The 536-nt window shown below is 78.5% G+C and carries 1 pseudogene; it reads left to right on the forward strand.

What is annotated here, in order from left to right:
- Positions 1-536: pseudogene (locus HMPREF3099_RS12820) on the forward strand (hypothetical protein); the annotation flags it as partial.

Below are 536 nucleotides of genomic sequence, written 5' to 3' on the forward strand. Positions count from 1 at the left end.
GCGAGTCCCCCGCGTTTCGCCCGCTGGAGGTGGACCGGTCGCAGGAGACCACGGCCTCCGAGCCCGCACCCTTCACGCCGCTGGACACCGGTGCGCCCCGGGAGGACGGGGCCGCTGACGACGCCCCGGCCGGGCCCGTGGACGACGCCTCGCAGGACGCCCCGGCCGGGCCCGTGGACGACGCCTCGCAGGACGCCCCGGCTCCGGACGTGACCGTCGAGGAGGAGGGGACCGCGGAGTCGAGCGACGACCACGCCCCCTGGCAGCCAGGTGACGACGTGCCCACCTTCGCGGTGCCCGTCATCGGCACCGACGAGGCCGCCACCACCCGCGTCTCCGCCCCCGAGCCGACCCCGGCCCCGCCGGTGGGGAGCACCACGGACGTCTCCGGCTCCACCACGGGCTCCCTCCCGGCGGACAGCGACGTCATCCGCCTGGCCGACACCTCCCGGGTGGACTCCACGGCCGCGCGTGACACCGACGAGACCACCCGCGTGCCCGCCGTCGCCGCCGGGGCGGCCGGGGCGGGGGCCAGC

This window comes from Kytococcus sp. HMSC28H12, from assembly GCF_001816045.1.
GTDB classification, from domain to species: Bacteria; Actinomycetota; Actinomycetes; order Actinomycetales; family Dermatophilaceae; genus Kytococcus; species Kytococcus schroeteri.